Annotated in this window: 16 protein-coding genes; 6 read left to right on the top strand and 10 right to left on the bottom strand. The window is 64.8% G+C overall.

The window, feature by feature from the left end:
• Positions 1 to 29 precede the first annotated feature (29 nt).
• Together XH96_RS38170 and XH96_RS38165 are read left to right on the top strand one after the other, a co-directional pair.
• The gene (locus XH96_RS38170; RefSeq protein WP_194390378.1) at positions 30 to 1229 is read left to right on the top strand and encodes an acyl-CoA dehydrogenase family protein; all 1200 of its coding nucleotides are present in this window, start codon (positions 30 to 32) and stop codon (positions 1227 to 1229) included.
• Positions 1230 to 1358: 129 nt separating this feature from the next.
• Positions 1359 to 2498: an acyl-CoA dehydrogenase family protein gene (locus XH96_RS38165; protein WP_194390377.1), complete on the top strand. Its 1140-nt coding sequence runs from the start codon at positions 1359 to 1361 to the stop codon at positions 2496 to 2498.
• Positions 2499 to 2694: 196 nt separating this feature from the next.
• Here the strand turns inward: XH96_RS38165 and XH96_RS38160 are convergent, their stop codons facing one another.
• The 10 genes from XH96_RS38160 to XH96_RS38115 form a co-directional block, all read right to left on the bottom strand.
• Positions 2695 to 3732 carry an amino acid ABC transporter substrate-binding protein gene (locus XH96_RS38160; protein WP_194394414.1) on the bottom strand — a complete coding sequence of 346 codons (1038 nt, stop codon included), beginning with the start codon at positions 3730 to 3732 and terminating at the stop codon, positions 2695 to 2697.
• Positions 3733 to 3862: 130 nt separating this feature from the next.
• Entirely contained in the window at positions 3863 to 4456 is a 594-nt protein-coding gene (locus XH96_RS38155) for a L,D-transpeptidase (RefSeq protein ID WP_028181585.1), read from the bottom strand.
• A gap of 369 nt (positions 4457 to 4825) precedes the next feature.
• The gene (locus XH96_RS38150; RefSeq protein ID WP_194390376.1) at positions 4826 to 5800 is read right to left on the bottom strand and encodes a hypothetical protein; all 975 of its coding nucleotides are present in this window, start codon (positions 5798 to 5800) and stop codon (positions 4826 to 4828) included.
• A gap of 101 nt (positions 5801 to 5901) precedes the next feature.
• On the bottom strand, positions 5902 to 6465 hold the full coding sequence (locus XH96_RS38145) for a thioredoxin family protein (RefSeq protein WP_194390375.1): 564 nt from the start codon (positions 6463 to 6465) through the stop codon (positions 5902 to 5904).
• 32 nt (positions 6466 to 6497) lie between these two features.
• The gene (locus tag XH96_RS38140; protein ID WP_194390374.1) at positions 6498 to 7196 is read right to left on the bottom strand and encodes a cytochrome c biogenesis CcdA family protein; all 699 of its coding nucleotides are present in this window, start codon (positions 7194 to 7196) and stop codon (positions 6498 to 6500) included.
• Positions 7197 to 7528: 332 nt separating this feature from the next.
• On the bottom strand, positions 7529 to 8140 hold the full coding sequence (locus tag XH96_RS38135) for a sigma-70 family RNA polymerase sigma factor (RefSeq protein ID WP_035674686.1): 612 nt from the start codon (positions 8138 to 8140) through the stop codon (positions 7529 to 7531).
• Between the two features lie 327 nt (positions 8141 to 8467).
• Positions 8468 to 9202 carry a response regulator gene (locus tag XH96_RS38130; RefSeq protein WP_194390373.1) on the bottom strand — a complete coding sequence of 245 codons (735 nt, stop codon included), beginning with the start codon at positions 9200 to 9202 and terminating at the stop codon, positions 8468 to 8470.
• 10 nt (positions 9203 to 9212) lie between these two features.
• Positions 9213 to 10958, bottom strand: coding sequence for a DUF3369 domain-containing protein (locus tag XH96_RS38125; protein ID WP_194390372.1), 1746 nt, complete (start codon positions 10956 to 10958; stop codon positions 9213 to 9215).
• Positions 10928 to 13006: a HAMP domain-containing sensor histidine kinase gene (locus XH96_RS38120; RefSeq protein WP_246789894.1), complete on the bottom strand. Its 2079-nt coding sequence runs from the start codon at positions 13004 to 13006 to the stop codon at positions 10928 to 10930. Before XH96_RS38120 ends, XH96_RS38125 begins: the two co-directional genes overlap by 31 nt.
• A gap of 6 nt (positions 13007 to 13012) precedes the next feature.
• On the bottom strand, positions 13013 to 14008 hold the full coding sequence (locus XH96_RS38115) for a TRAP transporter substrate-binding protein (RefSeq protein WP_194394412.1): 996 nt from the start codon (positions 14006 to 14008) through the stop codon (positions 13013 to 13015).
• Between the two features lie 297 nt (positions 14009 to 14305).
• Between XH96_RS38115 and ugpB the strand changes: the two genes are divergently transcribed.
• The 4 genes from ugpB to XH96_RS38095 all read left to right on the top strand — a co-directional run bounded on the left by ugpB (position 14306) and on the right by XH96_RS38095 (position 20020).
• A complete protein-coding gene (ugpB, locus tag XH96_RS38110) occupies positions 14306 to 15628 on the top strand; it encodes a sn-glycerol-3-phosphate ABC transporter substrate-binding protein UgpB (RefSeq protein WP_194390371.1) in 1323 nt (440 codons plus the stop codon).
• Between the two features lie 211 nt (positions 15629 to 15839).
• On the top strand, positions 15840 to 16853 hold the full coding sequence (locus tag XH96_RS38105) for an IS5 family transposase (RefSeq protein ID WP_194389004.1): 1014 nt from the start codon (positions 15840 to 15842) through the stop codon (positions 16851 to 16853).
• Positions 16854 to 17050: 197 nt separating this feature from the next.
• Positions 17051 to 18010, top strand: a complete 960-nt coding sequence (locus tag XH96_RS38100; protein ID WP_194390370.1) for a phosphotransferase — start codon at positions 17051 to 17053, stop codon at positions 18008 to 18010.
• Positions 18011 to 18397: 387 nt separating this feature from the next.
• Positions 18398 to 20020: an ABC transporter substrate-binding protein gene (locus tag XH96_RS38095; RefSeq protein ID WP_194390369.1), complete on the top strand. Its 1623-nt coding sequence runs from the start codon at positions 18398 to 18400 to the stop codon at positions 20018 to 20020.
• Positions 20021 to 20068: the final 48 nt, after the last annotated feature.

The following is a 20068-nucleotide window of genomic DNA, read 5'->3' as shown; positions in this document are numbered from 1 at the left end:
ACAAGTCTTTTTGATTGATGGAAACGACCATGAGCGACACTGAGACCGCCGATCTCGAAATATTCCGCAACGAGACACGCATCTGGCTCGAAGCCAATTGCCCGCCGGAAATGCGCAAACCCGCGACGTCGGATGCCGACGTGTTCTGGGGCGGGCGCAACGCAAAATTCTCGTCCGAGCCGCAGCGCATCTGGTTCGAGCGCATGCGCGACAAGGGCTGGACCGTCCCTGACTGGCCGAAGGAGTATGGCGGCGGCGGCCTGAGCGCGGCCGAGCACAAGGTGCTGCGCGCCGAGATGGCGCGGATCGGCGCGCGCCCGCCGCTGTCGAGCTTCGGCATCTGGATGCTCGGGCCGGCGCTCTTGAAATACGGCAACGACGCCCAGAAGAAGGAGCATCTGCCGAAGATCGCGGCGGGCGAGATCCGCTGGTGCCAGGGCTATTCCGAGCCGAACGCCGGCTCCGATCTCGCCTCGCTCCAGACCCGCGCCGAGAGCGACGGCGACGACTTCATCATCAACGGCCAGAAGATCTGGACGTCCTATGCCAATTACGCCGACTGGATCTTCTGCCTGGTGCGCACCGATCCCACTGCGAAGAAACATGACGGCATCAGCTTCATCCTGTTCGACATGACCTCGAAGGGCGTCTCGACCAAGCCGATCCTTTTGATCTCGGGTTATTCGCCGTTCTGCGAGACCTTCTTCGACAATGTCCGCGTGCCGAAGTCGAACGTGGTCGGCACCATCAACCGCGGCTGGGACGTCGCGAAATATCTGCTCCAGCACGAGCGCGCGATGATCTCAGGGATGGGCGAGCGCGGCGTCGGCCGGCCGCTCGGCCAGATCGCGGCGGACTCCGTCGGCACCGATGGGCAAGGCAGGCTGGACGATGCCATGCTGCGCGGCCAGATCGCGCGCTTCGACGTCGATGAAGCCGCGCTAGCTGCCTGCGCCGAGCGTGCGGTCGATCTCGCCAAGGCCGGGCAGGCGCATCCGGCGTTCTCGTCGGCGATGAAATATTACGGCACCGAGCTCAACAAGCGCCGCCACGAGATCCTGATGTCGGCCGGCGGCGTCGATGCGCTGGAATGGGAGAGCGAGCGCTCCAGGCAGGGCGCGCGCCCGCGCGCCTGGCTGCGCACCAAGGCCAACTCGATCGAGGGCGGCACGTCCGAGGTCATGCTCGGCATCGTCGCCAAGCGCATCCTGGATCTGCCGGGGGCGTAACTCGCCGTCGTTCCGGGGCGGTCCGAAAGGACCGAACCCGGAACCTCGAGATTCCGGGTTCGATGCTGCGCATCGCCCCGGAATGACAGCAACAATATGCATTTCACGCAATACCAGAGACTTAAGCACATGGCCCTCGTCCTCACCGAAGAACAATCGATGCTCCGCGACAGTGCGCGCGGGCTGATCAGCGACAAGGCGCCGGTGTCGCACCTGCGTCACTTGCGCGACAGCAAGGATCGCACCGGCTTCTCCAAGGAGCTCTGGCATTCCTTTGCCGAGATGGGTTTTGCCGGTCTTCTGGTGCCGGAAGAGTTCGGCGGCAGTGGCCTCGGCCATGTCGAGGCTGGCGTCGTCATGGAGGAGATCGGCCGCACCCTGATGCCATCGCCCTTCCTCGCCACCAGCGTGGTCGCGGCCTCGGCGCTGAACCGCGGCGGCAATTCCGCGCAGAGATCGGAATATCTGCCGAAGATCGCAGGCGGGTCGCTGCTCGCAACGCTCGCAATCGACGAGGGCGCCAAGCACCGTCCGCTCCACACCGGCTTGCAGGCCGTGCGCGCCGGCAACGGGTTCAAGCTCAGCGGTGCCAAGGCGCTCGTGGTCGACGGTCACGTCGCCGATCTGCTGATCGTCGCCGCGCGCACGACGGGCGCCGCCGGTGAGCGCGAGGGGTTGACGCTGTTCCTGGTGAACCCCGCGGCGAAGGGTGTCGCGATCGAGCGCACCATCATGGTCGATGCGCACAATGCAGCGCGGATCGAATTCGCCAATGTCGAGGTCAATGCCGACAGCGTGCTCGGCGAGGTCGATCAGGGCGCAACTCTGCTCGACGGTGTGCTCGATATCGGCCGCGGCGCGGTTGCCGCCGAAATGGTCGGTCTCAGCGAGGAGGTGTTTGGCCGCACCGTCGAGTACCTGAAGAGCCGCAAGCAGTTCGGCAAGCTGATCGGCGAATTCCAGGCCCTCCAGCACCGCGCCGCCGAGCTCTATGTCGACATCGAGATCACCCGCGCCGCGGTGATGAAGGCGCTGCAGGCGCTGGATGGCGACGTTGCCAAGGCCGCCTCAGCCGTCGCAGTCGCAAAGGCCCGCGCCGGCACCACCGCCACCCGCGCGGTGCAGGAAGGCGTGCAGATGCATGGCGGCATGGGCATGACCGACCAGTTCGACATCGGCTTCTTCATGAAGCGCGCGCGGGTGTGCGAGGAACTGTTCGGCGATGCCAACTACCACACCGAGCAGCTCGCAAGAGCGCGAGGGTACTAAGGCGGGGCTGAGGCGCGAGGGCGCACCTCACCCTCGGTGTCGTCGCCCGGCTCGACCGGGCGACCCAGTACGCCGCGGCCTCTCCGCATGCGTTGGCTGTCTCTGGAATACTGGATCGCCCGCTTTCGCGGGCGATGACAGTTGAGAGTGTGGACAGCGGTGGCCCCAAGCTGACGGCGACGGCGGATAGACCGCCTTACCGCATCGGCGGTGCGTACTGCACACCGCCTGCGTTCCACAGCTGGTTCATGCCGCGTGGGATCTTCAGCTTGGACTTCTCGCCGATGTTTCGGTCGTACATCTCGCCGTAATTGCCGACGTGGCGGATGATGCGGGCGGCCCAGTCCTTGGTGAGGCCGAGCTGCTCGCCGTAACGGCCTTCGGTGCCGACGAGGCGCATCACTTCCGGCTTCTTCGACTTCAGGGCCTCGTCGATGTTCTCCGAGGTGACGCCCAGCTCTTCGGCGTTGATCATGGCATACAGCGTCCATTTCACGATCATCATCCAGTCGTCGTCGCGCTGACGCACGACGGGGGCGAGCGGCTCCTTGGAGATCATGTCCGGCAGGATCATGTGGTCGCCGGGTTTCGACAGGTTCAGCCGCAGCGCATAGAGCTGGGAGACGTCGGCCGAGAGCGTGTCGCACTTGCCGGTGTCGTAGGCCTTCACGACGTCGTCGAGCTTGTCGAACTTCACCTCTTCATACTTCATGTTGTTGACGCGGAAGTAGTCGGCGACGTTGAGTGTCGTCGTGGTTCCGCTCTGCACGCAGACCTTGCTGTCGGTCAGGTCCAGCGAGGTCTCCTTGTTGCGCGTGCGCGGCACCATGAAGCCGACGCCGTCGTAATAGGCCACGGCCGGGAAGTAGAGGTCGTAGTCGAGCTCGCGCGCCATGCTCCAGGTCGTGTTGCGCGAGAGGATGTCCACCTTGCGGCTCTGCAGCTCCTTGAAACGCTCATTGGCGTCGAGCGGAACGAATTTCGCCTTGCCCGGGTCGTTGAAGATCGCGGCGGCCACCGCACGGCAGAAGTCGACATCGAAGCCGGTCCAGTTGCCCTTGTCGTCGGGAATCGAGAAGCCCGGCAGGCCCTTGTTGACGCCGCACAGCACTTCGCCGCGGCGAACGGTGCGCTTCAAGGTGCGGGTGTCGTAGAATTCATAGATGATGGCCAGGACGGCGACCAGCACGGCGACGGCAAGCCCGATCAGCAGGCCGCCACGAAAAGTGCGCATCATGTTGTTCTCTCGAAAAACCGGGAAAAGGAATCAGGCGAGGACGGAGAGCATGATCCGGATCCGGAGGGCCGCGTGAGCGCGAAGCGCGAAGCGGCCGTCCGAAAAGATCATGCTCGAACCATAAGCTCTAAAGCTCGGGCTTCTGCCGGATGACCACCTTGGTGCCAACAGGAACGCGATCATAGAGATCGGCAACGTCATTGTTGACGAGGCGGAAGCAGCCGGACGACACCTTGGTGCCGATCGTGTCGGGGCGGTTGGTGCCGTGGATGCGGTAGACGGTGGTGCCGAGATACATGGCGCGGGCCCCCAACGGATTGCCGGGGCCGCCGGCCATGAAGCGCGGCAGATAGGGCTGGCGCTGGATCATCTCCGGCGGCGGCGTCCAGTCCGGCCATTCCTTCTTGTTGGTGATGGTCACCAGTCCTTGCCACTGGAAACCGTCGCGGCCGACGCCGATGCCATAGCGGATCGCGCGCCCGCCGGGCTGCACCAGATAGAGGTGCCGTTCTGCGGTCGAGACGATGATCGTTCCCGGCGGCTCGGTGGTGCGGAAGTAGACCACCTGCTTCTGCCATTCCGGATCGAGCTGGTAGCCGTCATCCGCGATCAGGCCCGGCTCGTCACCGCGATCCGGCTGCTGGGCGAAGGCCTGCGGCGCGGACAGAATCAGGCCGATCGCAGCGACAAACATCCCGGTCAGGCGACGAAAATCCGTCATGTAAAGCTCTCCCCGCTGCCACAGCGCAAATCAATCATGAACCATCAAACCTGAGGGGCAAGTTCGTGGCAAGTTGATGGCGCGCCGCCCTGGTATGTCACGAGAATACTTTGGCTTTTTGACGGGCCCTTCGCAATGCCACGAACAGGGGATGGCGCGAAAAGCCTAGATTGCTGCCGCACCGGTGGTGCGCTCCCTCCCCCGCTTGCGGGGGAGGGCTGGGGAGAGGGTTTCTCCTCCAGGGAGACTCCCCCGGAGGAGAGAACCCTCACCCGCGCCTTCGGCGCGACCTCTCCCGCAAGCAAGCGGGATAGGCTCAGACCGAGTTCGCCGAAACATCAAGCTTCGACAGATGGCGCTGAATGCCAGCTAGATCTTGTTGCTCTCCGCCGCAATCCCGAGCCGCCGCACGATCTCCGTGGCCACGGCGCGCGCCTCGACTCGCGACCCGATACGGGGGCTGCGAAATCGCCGCCCTGAGTGCAGCCGGATCACGACGATGCAGTGCTCGTCCTCGGAGCGGCCGCGGCGCTCGATAGTGATCGTCTTCACGTCGCGCCCCTCGATATGGTCGGCGCGCAAGCTGCCGTCGCCCCACAGGCGCTCGACGCGGATATCGCTCTGGCGGATGATCCAGAAGGCACCGGTGACGAGGTTGGCGTATCTATAGACGACGAACGCCGCGATCGCGCCTGCGGGCAACAGCGCGATGTCGATCGGGCCCGGCGGCAGGCCGCGCCAGAGCTTGTAGGCATAGGGAACGGCGCTCACGGCGACCGCGATCAGTGCAACGATGTAGATTTCCCGCGCCGGAAACGGCTCGATCGGTTCGCCGAGATGCATCTCGGGATTGCTGGCATCGAGCGGATTGCGAGGTGCCTCGACATTGGGAACGCCGAATTGCGTGGCGATCCGGGTCACGGTGTCATGCACATGCGTGACGTCCGAGATCGGCGGGGACGTCAGGCGTTCCCCCGAGGCCAGCGTGAAGGCCAGCTGGAAACGGGCTTTCACCCTCTTGTTGCCGGGAACCTGCAATTCCCTGATGTCGTCCTTGGGCACGACCCGCGTGCGGAGTTTTCCGAACGGACGCTGCTGCCCGATCAGGATCTCGCTCGGCGTGATGATCCACACCACCGCCGGCGCCATCATGATGCCGACGACGAAGCCCGCCCCCACGAGCAGCGCGACCACGGAGATCATGATTTCCAGGATGTCGCGCGTGAACAGGCCCGGCGTGAAGCACAGCGCAACCGCGGCCGCAAAGCCGGACATCACCAGCCGCTGGGCGATCGAGGCGCCTTCACGAAGGCGGATGTCGCTATGGCTGGTCGTGTCGTCCATCGTGGTGGCTGATTACGTCGCGTGCGAAACTCCACGGACGGCTCCGTGGAGTCAAGCAGCAAGGGCGGCAACTGATACCCGCGGCGTGATCGCCTGCGGCATCAACTGTCGACGTTCAGCAGCCTTGCCACCGTGCGGTCGATCTGGTCATAGCTGCCTTCGCCGGCGTGCTGGAACACGATTTTTCCCGTCTGGTCGATGATGTACTGCGCCGGCCAATACTGGTTGCGGTAGGCGTTCCAGGTCTTGGAATCGTTGTCCTGCGCCACCGGGTAGGTGATGCCGTGGCGCTTCAGCGCGGCCTGCACATTGGCGCCCGACCGCTCGAACGGGAATTCCGGCGTGTGCACGCCGACCACGACGAGGCCCTTGTCCTTGTATTTGGCATAGAGGTTGGTGACGTGCGGCAGCGTGTTGACGCAGTTGACGCAGCCATAGGTCCAGAAGTCGACCAGCACGATCTTGCCGCGGAGGTCGGCGATGCTCAGCGGTTTCGAGTTGAACCAGTTGCTGATGCCGGTGAAGTCGGGCGCGCTCTGTTGGTTTGCGGCGGCGACGCGGACGGGGCTTGCGCGGGAGACCTCGTCGCAGATGCCGGGGATGGCGGCGCCGGTGACGGTGAAGCCGATCAGTGCGGTGGAAACGGCGAGCAGTTTGAGAGTCATGAAAGCGTCCTCCGGGGTGAAATATTCGATGGTTAGAGGCCGATCTGGCCGGCGGGATAGAAGCTGGTGAGCCACGCCACGATCAGCGTGTCGTATTGGAAATACGCCGCGATCGCGAAGCCGATGACGACGACGCCAAAGCCCTGTTGCAGCCGCGGCGAGATGCGGGCGAGGCTGCGCACGTGCGTGGTCGCGGCCTGTCCGCCATAGGCGATTGCGAGCATCGGGATCGCCGCACCGATGGCGTAGGCGACCAGCAGCGCACCTGCCCAGGCAGCCTCCTTCGAGGTCGCCACCAGCGTCAGGATCGAGCCGAGCACCGGGCCGGCGCAGGGCGTCCAGACTAGGCCCAGCGTGGTGCCGAGCACGAGCCCGCCGAGCGCGCCCTCGCGCTGCGCGCCGCTCGAACTGCCGAGATCGAGCCAGCCATTGAGTCGTGCCGACAGCCACTCGAACGGCGCCGGCCACAGCATCAACAGGCCGAAACCGAGCAGCAGGATCGATGCGGCTTCGCGCAGCACGTTCGGGTCGAAATCGAACACCCGCGTGATCGCGCCGAGCAGCAGCGCGACTGCGGAGAACGAGACGACGAAGCCGAGCGCGATCATCGCCGGCCGCAGGTGCCCCGCGCGCCCGATCGAGGCGCCGAGCAGGATCGGCAGCATCGGCAGCGTGCAGGGCGCGGCAATGGTGAGGAAGCCGGCAAGGACGGCGAAGAGGAGGTCGAGCATTGGCCCTCGTGGATGGGGTCACGAAGGCAGTTCGCGCCTGGCGCGTCGCCCGTTACGCGACGTCACGGGGTCGTGACGGCGCGGCAGTCGCGGAGGCCGTCATGGCCCTCTCAAGGCCGCTTCACCCCCAAATACAAAACGACCCGGACGGGGGCATCGTCCGGGTCGCTGGAGGTCTTGGGAGGTTTAACGAAAACCGTATGTGGGCTTTATAGGAGGGAAGTTTTTCCGCCTGATGTTGCGCTTTGTTTCAATTGTTTCGTCGGCGGTAACACTTCCGTGTCCGGGGACAGGGCCTGAGCTGCGGTCCTATCCCTTTGAATTGATTGGAGTTAGGCGGCGAAACGATCGACGCCGGCACCCTTAAGCAAATCGGCCAGTTGCTTGCGGGCATAGAACATCCGGGTCTTCACCGTGCTCTGGGGAATGCCGATGATCTGCCCGACCTCCTCCACCGATTTCTCGTGATAGTAGACGAGGTTGATGATCTCCCGATGCGCCGGCGACAGCTTCTGCACGCAGGCGCGCAGGATGGCGCTGGTGTCGCTGCGGTCGAGCGAAGTCTCCGGCGTGTCGGCACCGTCAGCAATCTGGCGCACATCTTCCTGGTCGATGTCCTCGAAGCGGCGCTGGCGCATCGCGGTCAGCGCCTTGAAGCGGGCGATCGAGAGCAGCCAGGTCGAGACCTGCGAGCGGCCCTGGAATTGGCCGGCGGTCCGCCACACATCCAGAAACACCTGGCTGACCAGGTCTTCCGCAGTCGTGGCATCGCGCACGATGCGCAGGATGAAGCGGTACACCCGCACATTGTGCCGGCAATAGAGAATGTGCATGGCCGTCCGGTTGCCGTCGGCAATGCTCTCGAGGAGCATGTCGTCCGAGGTCGCCTGAGCGGCGATGATGCTCTGGCTGGCTTGGGCGTTGATGGCGATGACGTTCGGCATTGACTTGGCTCCCCGTAGCGCCGCAACCGAGCGGCGTTTCCTTGGATCGAAGTGTTAATCAGCCAACGTTTCGGGATGTCTGCACGAAAAGGCGAAAATGGTTTCGTGCGCCGCCAAATTGTTTCGTCGCAGCGGCCGCGACGAAACAATCGGAGAAAAAAGACGTGGAATTTCAATGTACGGGAAATACGGGAGTGGAGATTTGAGGGCGGATGGAGGCGCCGGGAACGTATTTCGGGGGATTGCGTTCGGTCGCGCGACACCCAGGGCTGTCGTCCCGGGCTCGCGCTGCGCGTACCCCGGGACGACAACGGAGTATGAGGCTGCCTACGCCTTCTCGCCGGCCGGCGAAAACAGATAGCCGCCGCCGCGGATGGTGCGGATCACGGCCGGCTTGGCCGGGTCGGGCTCGATCTTGCGGCGGATACGCATGATGCGGAGATCGACTGCGCGGTCGAAGGCCTCGGCATCGCGCGCATTGGCCAATTCCAGCAGGCGCTCGCGCGACAGCACGCGTTTCGGATTGGCCGCGAACACCTTGAGGAGCCCGAACTCGGAGGCCGTCAGCGGATGCTCGTTGCCCTCGTCGTCGCGCAACGCCTGCGCTTCGAGATCGAGCCATTTGGTGCCGAAGCGCACCAGCCGCTCCTTGTCCGATTTCGCCGCCGCCTCGGGCACTGCGGCCTTGGCCGGCACGCTCCGCCGCAGCACCGAGCGGATGCGCGCCATCAGTTCGCGCAGCTCGCAGGGCTTGGCCACGTAATCGTCGGCGCCGAGCTCGAGTCCGACGACGCGATCGATCGGGCTCGCGGTCGCCGTGAGCATGATCACCGGCACGTTGATGCGGCTCTTGAGGTCGCGAATGATCGAGAGCCCGTCTTCCTCGGGCATGTTGAGATCGAGCACGACGAGGTCGGGCATGCCGCCCTGGATCGCGGCGCGCAGGCTCTTGCCGCCGTCGCACAGCGTCACGGTGAAGCCGTGCATCTTGAGGTAATCGCCGACCATCTCCCGGGCCGGGGCCTCGTCGTCGACGATCATGATGTGCTGGCTTTGGGTCATGGGCTTTGCATCACGGCGTTTCAGTCGCGGGGAGGGTGATGGTGAAGGTCGATCCCTTGCCGGGGCCGTCGCTGTTGGCGGTGACCTCGCCGCCATGCATGTCGATGATACGCTTGACGATGGAGAGCCCAAGCCCCGTCGAGCTCTCTCCGGCAGTCGGCTTTGCCGACAGCCGCTGGAACCGGCCGAACAGGCGGCCGAGATCCTCCGGCGACAGGCCGGCGCCCTCGTCGCTGACGCGGACGATGGTGTCGCGGCCCTCATGGGTGACGGCCACGTCGATCTTGCCGCCGATCGGAGAGTATTTGATGGCGTTGCTGATGAGATTGTCGATCGCCTCGCGGATGCGGTCGGTGTCGCACATGGTGACGATGTTGGGCGGCGCGGTGACGCTGATCGCCTGCTGCTTGTTGACGGCGAGCGGCTGGTTGGCGTCGGCAACCTCCTTGGCCAGCGCGGCGACGTCGACCGGCTCGCGGCGGATGGTGATGTCGAAGGCATCGGCCATCGCATCCGAGATCAGGTGATCGACCATCGTGGTCAGGCGCTTGGTGGCGTCGCGAATGTGGTCGACCTGGGCGACCACGCCGCCTTCCGAGGCGCCGGTCGAGATCAGCTCCTTCAGCATCTCGGTGCGGCCGAGGATGACCCCGAGCGGATTCTTCAGGTCGTGCGCGACGGTGCCCAGAATCTCGTTCTTGAAGCCGTTGGCGCGCTGCAGCCGCAGCCATTGCGCCGAGAGCCGGCGGTTGGCCTGCATCAGCGCGCGGGTGCGCTGGGCGACGCGGTCCTCGAGCTGGGTGTTGGCGTCCTGCAGCTGCTGGTAGAGGATCACGTTGTCGAAGGCGATCGAGAGCCTGGAGGAGAAGATCTCGACCAGCGAGCGGTCGGTCTCCGACAGCTCGCGCTCGGCCTGGAGCAGCACCACGACCTCGCGGCCGCTTCCGGTGCGCAGATAGATCACGCTGCGGTGGTCGGCGAATTCGTTCTTGCGGCGCTGGAACGCGGCCTCGACCATCTCGCGCAGGTCGGGATCGAGCGCCTTCGACGTGGTGGTGCCGATGAAGCGGCTGTAGCAGCCGCTGCCGGCGAGCACCGAGAGCTCGGGGTCGACGCCGCCATTGTCGCGCAGGACCAGGATGCCGGCGCAATCGACATTGAGCAGCGAGGCGAGCTGGGTCAGCACGCCTTCGGCGAGCCGCTGCATCGACTTGAAGTCGTACAGCGTCGAGGCGGCGTCGATGATGATCTCCAGCCCGCGCCGCGTCTGCACCATGCGCTCGAGCTGCTGATAGGAGCGCAGCGCCGCGGTCAGGGAGGTGAACAGCTTGTCGGCGGTGAGCTCGGTCTTGGCCTTGTAGTCGTTGATGTCGTACTGCACGATCACGCGCCGCTCCGGCGCCTGGCCGGGCTGGCCGGTGCGCAGGATGATGCGCACGGTCTCGTTCCTGATCTCGTTGCGGATGAACTCGACCAGTTCGAGGCCGGCGACGTCGGTCTCCATGATGACGTCGAGCAGCACGGCGGCGATATCGCCGTGCTCGGCCATCAGCTTGCGGCCTTCCGCTGCGGAATAGGCCGAGAGGATCTCCAGGCTCTGGCCGTTGAGGCTGTAGTCGGACAGCGCGAAACGGGTGCCGTCATGCACGGCCGGATCGTCGTCGATGACCGCGATCTTCCACTTCCGGGCGTTGCTATCCTCCGACGTGGTACCGGTATCGTCGATCAGGTGGAGGACATCGTCCTGTTCGGCCATTGAGAAGTCCCGTCACTTTCAGTGCTTTGCGTGCCGCCCTTGGCGACCCGGGGTATGATAATGCGAAAAGTGGTGCCTTGTCCCAGCTTGGATTCCAGCACCATGCGGCCGCCGAGCTGCTGGGTGACGAGGTTATAGACGATATGGAGGCCAAGTCCCGTGCCGCCTTCATTGCGCCGGGTGGTAAAGAAAGGGTCAAAGGCCTGGCGCTGCACGTCGGGGGTCATGCCGGCCCCGTCGTCGGCGAAGCTGATCTCGATGTCGTCGGTCCCGCGCGGCCGCGCCGCGATCGCGATCGTGCCGGCGCGCCCGTCGGCGAAGGCGTGGTTGGCGGCGTTGAGGAACAGGTTGGTCAGGATCTGGCCGTAGGAGCCGGGATAGCCGTCGAGCAGCAGTCCCTCGGGCACGTCGACCTGAAGCGTGATCGGCGACCGCTTCAGCACCGGACGCAGGCTGGCGATGATCTGCTCGGTGGCTTCGCTGAGCGAGAATTGCCGCCGCTCGGTGTGCAAGCGATCCACCGCAACCTGCTTGAAAGACTGGATCAGCTCGCCGGCGCGCTGGAGGTTGGCGACGAGCTGCTGCGAGGCGTCGCGTGAGGATTGCACGAATTCCTCCAGCTGCGACCGGCGCAGGCCGCCGTCGCCCTTGAGCTGGGCCTCGAAGATCTCGGTGCGCCGGGCCAGGCTGGAGGCCACCGTGAGGCTGATGCCGATCGGGTTGTTGACCTCGTGCGCGACGCCGGCAACCAGGCCGCCGAGCGCCGCCAGCCGTTCGGCATCGATCAAATTCTGCTGCGCGGCATTTAGCTCGAGCAGCGCGCTCTCGGCCTTCTCCTTGGACGCGCGCAGCTCGTCCTCGGTCTCGCGCTTGGCGATCGCGTTCTCGCGGAACACCTCCACCGCGCGCGCCATGGCGCCGACCTCGTCGCGCGCCTTGGTGCCCTGCACCTCGCGATCGAGGTCGCCGAGCGTGATCGCGCGCATCGCCGCCATGATCTGCTGCAGCGGCAGGCGGATCGACAGTGCGATCAGCACGCCGGCGCTGAGGATGATGCCGAGGAAGATGACCGCGATGGACAGCACCCGGCGGGAAATGTCGGCGAGCGTGCGGTCGAAGGTCTCCTGCGCCTTCTGCTCGCGTTGGCGCATCTTGCTCGAGAGGTCGTCGATGGCGCCGATCGCCTCGGCCTGGCTGGCGTCGATGGTGCTGCGGAGCAGCTCGGTGCGGCTCGCGAGCTGCTCGGAGAGCTTGGCAAAGCCCTCGCGCAGCGCCATCGTGCGGGCCGCAAGCCGCCGCAGGGCCATCTTCTGGAGGTCGTTGTCGGCGAGATCGATCATGACCGGGATGGTCTTCTCGATCGTCTCGGTGTTGCGGCGCGCGTCGTCGGCGGCGCCCGATGACTGCGACAGGTAGTAGGAATTGGCCGCCACCAGCATCGCGGTGAAGGCCTCGCGGGACTTGCCGAGCGAGGGCCAGATCAGCGCGTCGCGATGGCCGGTGGCGCCCTCGATGATGGAGTAGAGGCCGGCCATGTCCCTGGCCGGGCCCTGCACCTGCTCCTCATAGGTCTTGGCGATCGTCGCCTGCACGCTGCGCAGCTCGCCGAAGCCGTTGAGGAAGCGATCGGTGGTGCGCTCCAGCTCCTCGACCGAGCCCGACAGCATCGGGTCCTTGGCGGCGCGGTTGGTCAGCGTGCCCAGCACCGCCTCGCGCAGCAGGAGGATCTCGGCGAACAGGTCCGGGCTCGGCTGGTTGATATAGCGGTGGATCAGGTTCTGCAGGCGTCCGGTCTCGCTTTCGAGCAGGGCCAGGATCCGGTCGGACTCGCGCACCTGGCGCACGTCGTGCCAGGCCGAGCCCAGCACCTGCGCGCCGTTCCAGATCATCGCCACCAGCACCACGACCACGGCGGAGTTCAGCGCGGCGATTGACAGGATGCGCCAGCGGATCGGCACCGCCCGCAGCACGCCGACGAGCCGCGCGCGCAGCTGCCCGATCGGGCCGGGCGGCCTGTCCGCGTGTTCGCTATGTCCAAGTGCAGCCAAAAGGCCTCACTCCACCTTGCGAATGCGTTCGATCAGCGCGGCCGCCGCAGGATCGCGTCCGGCCTTGGCGTAGATTGCGGCCATCGCCTCCTCGAACGGCTTGCGGTCGATGTCCTTGATGATGGTCACGCCCGCGTCCTGCGCCTTGCGCTGCGACTGCTCCTCGAGGTCGCGCCACTTCTCGCGCATGAAGCGGCTCGAGCGCTGCGCGGCCTCCCTGAAGATGATCCGGTCGTCCGGCGACAGACTCTGCCAGGCCTTCAGCGAGATCACCAGAACCTCCGGGCTCATCGTGTGCTCGGTGAGCGTGTAGTGGCCGGCATGCTTGTAATGGTCCGTCGTCACGAAGGATGGCCAGTTGTTCTCGGCGCCGTCGATCAGGTGGTTGGCAAGCCCGGTGAGCACCTGCCCGTAGGGCAGCTCCACCGGTTCGGCGCCGAGCGCGCGCATCATCTGGTTCATCAACTCCGACTGCTGCACCCGGATCCGCAATCCCCGGAGATCTGCGACGCTTCGGACCGGGCGGACGCCATTGTAGATCGACCGCGCGCCCGAATCGTAGAAGCAGAGTCCAACGAAGCCGTAGGGCTCGAAACTGTTCAAGATCTCGCTGCCGATCGGCCCGTCCAGCACGTTCTGCATGTGCTCGATGGACCGGAACAGGAACGGCATCGCGAGCACGTTCATCGCCGGGACGAAATTGCCGATCAGCGCCACGTTGGTCCGGTTGAGGTCGATCGCGCCGGCCCGGGTTTGCTCGATGGTCTCCTTTTCCTCGCCGAGCTGACGGGAGTGGAACACCTTGATCTCGTGCCGGCCGCCGCTGCGCTCGGCGATCAGGGCGCCCATGTAGCGCAGCGCCTGGACGGTCGGGTAGTTCTCGGCCTGAGTGTCGGCGGCGCGAAATTCGCGCGCAACCGCGCCCGTCGTCCAGACGGCAAGCAGAAGCGCGACGAAGATCACCCCGGTCCGCGAAGATTCGGCACGGTTCAGCACTGGCACACTCAACCCCTCGGTGGTGGAGTCTATGGCGGAAGGAAAAGGTTCAATGCAATCTAAAGCGTTTTCAGGCGAAGTGGATACCGGTTCGCGTAAAGAAAACGCGTCAAATTGAGAATCGGGAGACCCGTTCCGATCGGAATGGGGCTCTGGCAGATGGTAAGGGGAAGGCCATCCCGCCGGTTCAGCAGGGCCGAATTGTGCGGCGCGGCCGGCGCTCATTCCCGGTTGAAACCGCCAATGCCGCGCCTTAAGCAAGGCAGCCGCCTTCCGGCGTGCGGCAAGGGAAGAGCCACCGTGATGTCAGCACTGCGCCTTTTGCAGCTCGTCGCCGCCCTTGCGGCGCTCTCATTGGCCGCGCCTGTGCGTGCCGCCACCGACATCGCGCTGTGGCACGCCATGTCCGGCGAGCTCGGCCGGCAGCTCGACAAGCTCGCCTCCGACTTCAACGCCTCGCAGTCCGACTACCGGATCGTGCCCGCTTACAAGGGCAACTACACCGAGACGGTGACGGCCGCGATCTTCGCCTTCCGCTCGCGCAGCCAGCCGGCGATCGTCCAGGTCAACGAGGTCGCCACCGCGACCATGACTGCGGCCAAGGGCGCGATCTATCCGGTGTTCAGCCTGATGCGGGACCAGGGCGAGCCGTTCTCGCTGGGCAATTACCTGCCCGCGGTCTCCGGCTACTACACCGATGCGGCCGGCAATCTGCTGTCCTTCCCGTTCAATTCCTCGACCCCGATCCTCTATTACAACAAGAGCATGTTCCGTGAGGCGGGCCTCGATCCGGAGGCGGCGCCGAAGACCTGGCCGGAATTGGGGGCGGCCGCAAAGCGCCTGCGCGACCGCGGCGCGGCCTGCGGCTTCACCACGTCCTGGCCGTCCTGGATCCATGTCGAGAATTTCTCCGCCTTCCACAATCTGGCCCTGGCGACACGGGCGAACGGCTTTGCCGGGCTTGATGCCGAATTGACCATCAACAATCCGCTTCTCGTCAAGCACATTGCCCAGCTCGCGGAGTGGCAGAAGACCGGGCTGTTCGACTACAGCGGCCGCGGGCAATCAGCCGAGCCGCGCTTCCAGAAGGGCGAATGCGGCATCTTCATTGGCTCCTCGGCGACGCGTGCCGACATCAAGGCGAATTCGAAGTTCGAGATCGGCTACGGCATGATGCCGTACTGGCCGGACGTGAAGGACGCGCCGCAGAACTCGATCATCGGCGGCGCCACGCTTTGGGTGCTGCGCGACCGTCCCCGCCAGGAATACAAGGGCGTGGCGCGGTTCTTTGCCTATCTGTCGCAACCCGCCGTGCAGGCCGCCTGGCACCAGAACACCGGCTATCTGCCTGTGACCCGCGCCGCCTTCGAGCTGACGCGATCGCAGGGCTTCTACGAGCGCAATCCGGGCTCGGCGATCTCGTTCGAGCAGATCACGCTGCATCCGCCGACGGAGAACTCCAAGGGCATCCGGCTCGGCTCCTTCATCCTGATCCGCGGCGCCATCGAGGACGAGCTGGAGCAGGCCTTTGCCGGCCAGAAGAGCGCGCAAGCCGCACTGGATTCCGCCGTCGAGCGCGGCAACAAGCTGCTCCGCCAGTTCGAGCGCGCAAGCCCGGATCGGTAGCGGGTTGCGAATGAGCCTGGCTGTCGCCGCGAGCACGGTGCGCTCCCTCCCCCACCTGCGGGGGAGGGTTGGGGAGAGGGTGTCTCCGCAATGGGACAATCCCCAAGAGGAGAAAACCCTCACCCGGCACTACGTGCCGACCTCTCCCGCGAGCGAGAGCTTTGCATATTCGCGAATCTGCGATTCCCTAGACCGCTGAGGGAGGACGGGAATGGCCTATCGACAGGTTGGACAACCGAGCTTTGCGGACGCGCTGGTGTCGCGACGGGGAAAAGGCAATCCGGTGCTGAGACGGATTGGGGACTTGGTCGATTGGGCAGCGGTAGGGGGCGTGCTAGGCGGTCTGCCGGAACCGGAGCGTGGGGCGCCGGCCTATCCGCGGCTGGTGATGTTCAAGGCGCTGTTGCTGCAGCAATGGTACGGGCTGTCCGATCCGGAGCTTGAAGAGGCGCTTGATGACCGCGCCTCATTCCGCGATTTCTGCGGCTTTGTGCTCGGCGATGAGACACCCGATCACGCCACGATCTGGCGCTTCCGCGACAGTTTGCAGCGGGCCGGCCTGGACGAGAGGCTGTTCGGTGAGATTCTGCGCCAGATCGATGCGCATGGGCTGGTGGTGCGGCGGGGTACACTAATCGACGCGAGCCTGATCCCGGCGGCGGTGAAGCCGCCGAAGCCACCAGAGGAGCCGCAGCCCCCCGGCCCGGACGGTCGGGCGCCGAGCAAACTGGTCAACAGCAAGCGCGATCCGGATGCGCGATGGACCAAGAAGGGCGGCAAACGATACTTCGGCTACAAGGCCCATGTTGGCATCGACCAGGGCTCGGCAATCATCCGCCGCAGCAAGCTGACCGATGCTGCGGTCAACGATACGGTGCCCGCCGACGAGTTGGTCTGTGGTGATGAGAAGGCGGTCTATGCCGACCAGGCCTATGACAAGCACGAGCGCCGTAGCGGCCTGCGCGCGCGAGGCATCAAGCCGCGACTGATGTTCCGGCCCAACAAGCATCATCCGCTGACCGCGCGGCAGAAGCGCTTCAACGGTGCCGTGGGAAAGCGCCGCGCACCGGTCGAGCAGGTCTTCGCGCGCCTCAAGGGCAGCTACCGCTGGGCGCGCGCCCGCTATCTGGGCTGGGCGCGCAACCAGACGCATCTGCGCCTGATCTGCCTGGCAATGAATCTCAAACGATGGGTGGCGTTGTCTCCTGCGGGAGTTGCCGCATGACCGCCCAACCCAATCAGTCGACCACGAAAGCGCAAACCTTCGATGCCGCCGACGTCCAACGCTACGCAAAAAAACGCCCAACAGCGGCAATCACTCCCCCGCGTCCAATTAAGCAAAGCTCTCGCGAGCGGGAGAGGTGCACCGAACTCCGGGCTTGCACCGAGTCGGCCAAAGCCAATCCTGCTTTTGATACGCAGATGACAGCCACACCGTCGCAACAACTCCCTCACGTCACCGACGCCGCAAGCCTCCGCGCCTTTCGCTCAGCTCCCTCACAATGGCTCCCCATCGCGCTCGACATCGCGCGTAGCCACGGTCTCGATATCAGCGCCCCGCACGTGTTTGCGACTGGCACCAACCTCGTGGTCGGCCTGGGTGAAGCGCTGATCCTGAAAATCTTCCCGCCGCTCTTGCGCGCGCAGTTTATCTCCGAGCGCGCCTCGCTGATGCAGCTTGCCGGTCGTCTTCACCTGCCGATTCCCGAGATCGCCGCCGAAGGCGTGCGCGACGGCTGGCCCTATCTCGTCATCACCCGCCTTGCCGGCACGCTCGGCTCGGAGGTCTGGCCGTCCTTGCCGGAAGACCAGAAGGAGCGCGTGCTGCGCCAGATCGGCGAGACCATCGCGTCCGTGCAGCGCGCCCCGCTCGGCGCGCTCGCGCAGATCGAGCCGCGCTGGGACGACTTCATGCGTCGGCAGATGCAGGGCTGCAAGGCCCGGCACGAACGTCTCGGCCTTGCGCCGAAATTCCGCGCCGGCCTCGACGATCTCCTGTGCGATGCGGCTCAGCTGATTCCGATGGATGCGCCGCCGGTGATCCTGATCGGCGAATACATTCCGGAGAACTTCCTGCTTGCCTGCGATGACGGCCAATGGTCGCTCAAAGGCCTGTTCGACTTCGGCGATGTCCTCACCGGATGGCGGGACTACGATCTGCTCGGCCCCAGCGCCTTCATGGCGGCGGGACGGCCGGGCAGGGTGAAGAGCCTGCTCGAAGGCTTCGGCTATACGAAGCTCGATTTCGCGCTCAAGCGCCGCTTGATGGCCTTGATGCTGCTGCACCGCGCCAGCGACCTCAACAGCCACATCTGCATCGCGGGCTGGCAGGAGAGGGCGGACGATCTGGTTGAGCTGCAGGAGCTGGTCTGGGCGGGGTGACGCCCGGCCTCCCCCGTCATTCCGGGGCGCCGCGGAGCGGCGGGGCCCGGAATCCATTGTTCCGCGCGTGCTGTGGCCTGATGGATTCCCGGGCTCGATGCTGCGCAATCGCCCCGGAATGACGGCGGGGATCGTACCGTTACGCCGTAGCTTGAAGGATATTCGTCATCGCCCTCCGAATGGGCTCCTCTATTTTATAGCCTATACTTTAAGCAATTGCCTCTCTTTGTATGCAATACGAGGCGTGATCGCTCTCTCCAACTTCCGCCGAAAAATGGCAGAACATGAGTGGAATCAGCATGTTAATCCGCGGGTAAGACCTCGTTAAGCTCTGGCACGAACCTTGCGAAGTCAGTTCCAACCAAAACGTTGTGTTGGAGCCATTTCATGAAACGCCGCGATTTCCTCAAATCCGTTTCCGGGTTGGCCGCCGGAGCGGCGCTTCCGGCCATGCCGTCCGTGATCTCCTCCGCCAAGGCCGATGCCCGCTCGGAGACGCTGCTGATCGTCTCGGAGGGCGGCCCCAACAATCTCGACATCCACGGCGTCGGCACCAACGTGCCCGGCTACGAGGTGTCCTGGAATTGCTACGACCGCCTGATCAGTCACGAGATGAAGAGCGGCCCCGGTGGCGTGCCCTATTACGATCGCGACAAGTTCAAGGGCGAGCTCGCCGAGGACTTCAAGATCGACGACATGTCGGTCACCTTCAAGCTGAAGAAGAACGCCAAATTTCACGACGGCGCGCCTGTTACCGCCAAGGACGTGAAGTGGTCGCTGGACCGCGCCGTCAGCGTCGGCGGCTTCCCGACCTTCCAGATGAGCGCGGGCTCGCTCACCAAGCCGGAGCAGTTCGTCGTGATCGACGATCACACGGTGCGCGTCGACTTCCTGAAGAAGGACAGGCTCACGATCCCCGATCTTGCCGTCATCGTGCCCTGCATCGTCAATTCCGAGCTGGTGAAGAAGAACGCCAGCGAGAAGGATCCCTGGGGTCTCGAATACACCAAGCAGCAGACCGCGGGCTCCGGCGCCTACAAGGTGGTGAAATGGACCGCCGGCACCGAAGTGGTGATGGAGCGCAACGACGACTGGGTCGGCGGTCCCCTGCCGAAGATCAAGCGCGTGATCTGGCGCATGGTACCACAGGCCGGCAACCGCCGTGCGCTGCTCGAGCGCGGCGACGCCGACATCTCCTATGAGCTGCCGTTCAAGGATTTCCAGGAGATGAAGGCGAGCGGCAAGCTCAACGTGGTGTCGCTGCCGTTCTCCAACGGCATCCAGTATATCGGCATGAACGTGACCAAGCCGCCCTTCGACAATCCGAAGGTGCGGCAGGCCATGGCCTATGCGATGCCGTACCAGAAGATCATGGACGCCGTGCTGTTCGGCCTTGGCAATCCCATGTTCGGCGCGCCCAAGGACAAGCCGACCGAAGTCGCCTGGCCGCAGCCGCACAAGTACAATACCGACATGGAGAAGGCGAAGGCGCTGCTGGCCGAGGCCGGCTACGCCAACGGCTTCGAGACCACGATCTCGTTCGACCTCAACTTCGCCGGCGTCAACGAGCCACTCTGCATCCTGGTGCAGGAGAGCCTCGCCCAGCTCGGCATCAAGACCACCATCAACAAGGTGCCCGGCGCCAACTGGCGCACCGAGTTGAACAAGAAGGAGATGCCGCTCTTCACCAACGTGTTCTCGGGCTGGCTCGATTATCCCGAATACTTCTTCTACTGGTGCTATCACGGCAACAATTCCGTCTTCAACACCATGAGCTACAAGTCGGCGGAGATGGACAAGCTGATCGACGGCGCGCGCACGGCCGCTTCGACCGGCGACACGGCGACCTACGACAAGGACGTGAAGGGCTTCGTCGATCTCGCCTACACCGACGTGCCGCGCATCCCGCTGTACCAGCCCTTCGTTAACGTCGCGATGCAGAAGAACATCAGCGGCTACCAATACTGGTTCCACCGCAGGCTCGATTATCGTGCGATGGCGAAGGGGTGAGTCATGGGTGAGGTGAGCACGCTCTTCGGGCTCCCTCCCCCCTTGTGG

The sequence above is a fragment of the Bradyrhizobium sp. CCBAU 51765 genome (assembly GCF_015291725.1).
GTDB classification, from domain to species: Bacteria; Pseudomonadota; Alphaproteobacteria; order Rhizobiales; family Xanthobacteraceae; genus Bradyrhizobium; species Bradyrhizobium liaoningense.
Note: the sequence above shows the minus strand (reverse complement) of the source record. Positions and strands in the feature narration are given on the sequence as shown.